This is a genomic window from Bellilinea sp., from assembly GCF_034432615.1.
GTDB lineage: Bacteria > Chloroflexota > Anaerolineae > Anaerolineales > Anaerolineaceae > Bellilinea.
On sequence record NZ_DAOUBL010000095.1, the window covers coordinates 1 to 4486 of the forward strand.

The window sequence follows — 4486 nt, forward strand, 5'->3', positions numbered from 1 at the left end:
GTTGCTTGCCAACCCGATTGCACTGGAAAAATTTGCCCTGCCGGGGGAAGTGGTTGAGGATCGGCTGGGTATCTGCCACCTGTTTATAGAAGAAGACCGCGATGCAGTGTTGCAGCACCTCCTGCTGGCGCTGGAAACCCGCCAGCCCCAAATGCTGGAAGCCAGTGGTCTGGCATGGGATGGCCATCCGTTTGCGGTTGAAATCCATTTTTCCCCGTTGAAGTCAACCGGGCCGGTGTCTGAAGAAGTTTTGTGTCTGGTTCGGGACATCAGCGAGCGTAAAAGAGCAGAACAAAAACTCCTGGAGGCTGCCGAAACGGAACGGCACAACCGGGAGCTGGCTGAAGCGCTGCGCGAAATTGGCATGGCGCTCAGCGCCAGCCTGGATGTGGATGAAGTACTGGATAAGATTCTGGAAAGTATTGCGCTGGTCATCCCTTACGACTCGGGCAATATCACCTTGCTGGAGGGCAGGCGTGCGGTGATCACCCGTAACCGTGGTTATGAGCGGTTTGGTGAACATGTGTTCCGTGCCGTTCGGCAATTCGTTTTTGATATCGAACACACCGAAAATTTCCGCTGGATGCTGGAAAACCGCAAACCGCTAATCATTCAGGATACCCATGCCTATCCCGGCTGGGTGCGGGTGGAAGCGACCGAGTATATCCACTCGTGGGTGGGTGCGCCGATCATCGTCCAGAATGAGGTGCTCGGCTTTCTTTCTCTGGATAAATGTGAAGAGGGTTTTTACCGGCCGGAGCACGCCCGCACACTGGAGCTGTTTGCCGCGCAGGCCGGCCAGGCGCTCTACAATGCCCGCCTGTACCGGCAGAGCCGTCAGATGCTGGAGCACGAGCAGAAGATCAATCAGATTCTGGAAAGGATTACTTCCTCGATTGATCTGGAGTCCACCATGCAGCAGATTACGTACTACGGTTGTCAGCTGCTGGGTGCGGATAGCGGCCTGGTGGCGTTACTCGACGAACGGCGTGATGTGCTGGTAACCCTGAGTGTCTACGATCCTTCCCAAAAGTTGATACGGGTAGATGAATCACCGCGGGGTACGGGGCTTTCGTGGCAGGCCGTTGAACGGCGGCGTATGTTGATTTCTGATAACTATTCGACTGAACCGCTATCGCGTCCAGAGATGAGAAATAAGGGGGTGTACGCCTTCCTGGCAGTGCCCATTTTGACCGAGACGGAAACCCTCGGTGTGTTGAATTACTTCATGCTCTCGCCGGAAAAGAAGTTTGATCCTAAAGTCATCGGGTTGGCAGAAACGCTTGCGCGTTACAGTGCCGTTGCCATCCAAAAAGCCCGCCTGCTGGAAGAAGCCACCCGCCGGGCGCGGGAAGCGGAAACGCTTCAGCAGGCCTCCGCGGCAGTTTCTTCGGCGCTTCGTCTCGATCAGGTGCTGGATCAGGTGCTGGAGAACCTGGAGCGGGTTGTGCCGTATGATTCGTGCGCGCTTTTTCTCAAGGAAGGTGAGGAACTGCGGGTTGTGGCAGCGCGCGGTTTTCCCCATCCCGAACGGGTCAAAGGGCAGCGTTTTCCGGCGCGGGACGATTTGCTGCTGGAAAGCCATAAAACTCAATCGCCCATCATCCTTGCCGATGCGCAGAAAGATGCCCGCTTCAAACGCTGGGGTGATGCGGCGCACGTTCGTTCCTGGATGGGCGTTCCGCTGATAAAACGCAACACGGCGATCGGCTTTTTGACCATTGATCACAGCCAGCCAAATGTATATACCGAAAATCATGCCAAACTGGCGCTGGCCTTTGCCAATCAGGCGGCGGCTGCCATTGAAAATGCGCGCCTGTTCGAATCGGTGCAGCGTATGGCGGTCAGCGATCCGCTGACCGGTCTTTACAACCGCCGGCATTTCTTCGATCTGGCCGGCAAGGAATTTTACCGCGCCCGGCGTTACGGCAAGGCGCTGGCGGTGGTCATGATGGATCTGGATGACCTCAAGAAAATCAACGATTCGTACGGACACCTGACCGGCGATCAGTTGATCATTTTCGTTGCCGAGCAGTGCCGTCAGCAGCTGCGCAAAGCCGACCTGGCTGCCCGCTTCGGCGGGGATGAATTCATCCTGTTGCTGCCGGAAACCGGTCTGGATGCAGCCATGCAGGTTGCCTGGCGGCTGCGCGATGCCGTGAAAAAGGGGTTTACAGATGAAAATGGCGGTGTGGTGGTTTCGGGGGTCAGTCTGGGGGTCAGCGCCATAGATGCGGACTGCAACTCGCTGGAACTGCTGGTCAACCGCGCCGATCAGGCACTGTATACGGCGAAACAGCAGGGCAAAAACCGGGTGTGTGCCTGGGTGGATGGTCAGGTGCGTTCCTTTGCCACCAAACCCCTCGTTCCACCTCAAGATCTGGCATTCTAATTCACTTACCCGGCTGACTGCGGGGAGGCTGAACCGGAACTTTCCGCCTTCCGCGGGCGGTTCAGACCCATGATGACCCCCAGCACCAGCGACCAGGCGGCCGCCAGCCCAATCTGGACTTCAACCGGCATCAGAAAAGTGACGGTATGCGCCGGGATCCAGAACCAGATCAGGGTAGCCCAGGCGCGGGTGATGCCAGTAAAACCCTTTTGTCCCAGAATCAGATTATCCTCCAGCCGGTGAAAAGCCATCATCTGCGGGCCAAAGAAGGTGTTGGTCAGTACGGAAACCGACAATGCCCAGCCCAGTCCCTGCCCTAAAAAATCGGGAAGCAAATGATGATCCAGCAGCGCGCGGGTGAAACCGCGCATGCCGGTGAACCCGTACTTGATGATGACTCCCAGCAGCGCCCAGGCGAACATTTTGGCAATCATCTGTGCACCGCTGCCGGGCAGGCCCAGCCGTCGCTGTTGAATGGTGAAAGAAATGATTTCCCCCAAGGTGCCTAGTAGGGCGAATTGCACGGCTGCCGAAAGCAGCGGGTTTGCCGTAACCCAGGTCATGTAAAAGTCCATTGGTTCACCTCCGATGATCCAGGAGCGCCGCTGCGCCGATGCCCATGATCAGAATCAGCAGACCGATGATGACGAACATCAACGGAATGTTCAGGGCAGCCGCCAGCACTCCGCTCAGCCACGGGCCGAGGAACATGCCCAGCGAATAGACCGACTGATGCAGACCCATGGCGGTGGTGCGTTCGGCGGCATCCACGCGGTTGATACTCAACCCCATCAACAACGGGTAGCCAATCCCAAACCCCAACCCCACGCAGAACTGAAAGACAAAGATCAGTGCCAGGCTGGGCGCCCAGGCTGCGCCGAGCATGCCGCCGCCCAGCAGGGTAAAACTGAGGATGATCATGGGTCGGTGACCAAAGCGCTGCGCCAGCACCGCCGCCAGACTGTTGCCGGCCAACCCGATCAGCAGGTTGAGGCTGAGCAGCGTGCTGATGACCACGTCCGATGCGCCTTTTTGGCGCGCCAGAATGGGGATGAAAGTAAAGGTGGCGGCAAAATCGGCGGTGTGGGTCAGGGCTTGCAGCAGGGAAGGCAGCATCACTTCCCGCCGGCTGGCTAACCGCTTCAGGGCGTTCAGGGAGGGCTTGTGCGGCGGCGTTTGAGCTTCAGGCAGGAAGAAAAGCAAAACCGCGGCGAACACAGCCGCCGCAGCGGCCAGGTTGAAGGCCAGCGGGTAACCGCCCAGCTCGTTCAGCCAGCCGTTGGCAGCGGTGGCTGCAATCCGCCCGGCGGTAGCCGTCATTGCCAGAATGCCGGTGGCGCGTACCACTTCTCCTGCCGAAAAGCGGTTGGAAAACAGCACTACCAGCGGCACCCAGGTGCCGGCCGAAACGCCCACCAACGCCCGTCCGAGGATGGCGGTTTGGATGGTGGGGGCGTGGCCGAGGGTCAGCGCGCCGGCAGCCACCAGCAGCAGCCAGAGGGTGGCAAACGGCTTGCGGCGGCCGGCCCAGTCTGCCAGAATGCCGAGCGGCAGCCGCACGATCAGCTGCCACAGACCGTACATGGAAAGTGCCGTGCCGATCAATGCCAGATCGCTGGTTTTGGTTTGCAGGTAAAGCGGCAGGGTGGGCACATACAGGTACAACGCCGACCAGTAAAGGAAGACGACCACTAAAAACAAAGCATTCAATGGGATGAACCTTGGGGAAAAGATGCGGAAAAGCCGGAATGGCTTAATTGTGCAGGAAGATGGTGGAGATGACAAGTCAAAAGGGTCAGGTTATTAAGAACAGGGGTTTGGAATAATCTCCGTGAGGTGTGAGGGAGTTTGCTGCCCTCGCTTATAACGATGGGCAACCGTTTATGGCTTACCAGACTTGTGAATGCGATGCCGTTCAAGGTAAAGACGTAAAGACGCGAAGAAAGAAAAAAGAAATCTTTGCGTCTTGGCGTTAAGTAACCTCAGTTCGGGATAAATCCTCTTGCTATTCCTTTGAGGATGTTTGACCCCCACCTGCACCTCCCCCTAAATCGCCCCAGCGATTTAGGGGGAGGCGGGAGGGGGTAATTGCTT

3 protein-coding genes are annotated in these 4486 nt (G+C 57.6%); 1 reads left to right on the top strand and 2 read right to left on the bottom strand.

Going from position 1 to position 4486, the window contains the following annotated elements:
* Window positions 1-2392 (top strand): GAF domain-containing protein (locus tag VAE48_RS04410; protein ID WP_322792110.1); only part of this gene is annotated, 2392 nt, incomplete at its 5' end.
* A 5-nt stretch (window positions 2393-2397) separates the two neighbouring features.
* Here the strand turns inward: VAE48_RS04410 and VAE48_RS04415 are convergent.
* Together VAE48_RS04415 and VAE48_RS04420 are read right to left on the bottom strand one after the other, a co-directional pair.
* Window positions 2398-2967, bottom strand: coding sequence for a hypothetical protein (locus VAE48_RS04415; protein ID WP_322792111.1), 570 nt, complete (start codon window positions 2965-2967; stop codon window positions 2398-2400).
* A 4-nt stretch (window positions 2968-2971) separates the two neighbouring features.
* Complete coding sequence (locus tag VAE48_RS04420; RefSeq protein WP_322792112.1) at window positions 2972-4102, bottom strand: MFS transporter; 1131 nt, start codon at window positions 4100-4102, stop codon at window positions 2972-2974.
* Between the last annotated feature and the right edge of the window lie 384 nt (window positions 4103-4486).

Coding starts and splice junctions, on each gene's coding strand:
- VAE48_RS04415 (WP_322792111.1), bottom strand. CDS start 2,967: ATGGACTTTTACATGACCTGGGTTACGGCAAACCCGCTGCTTTCGGCA.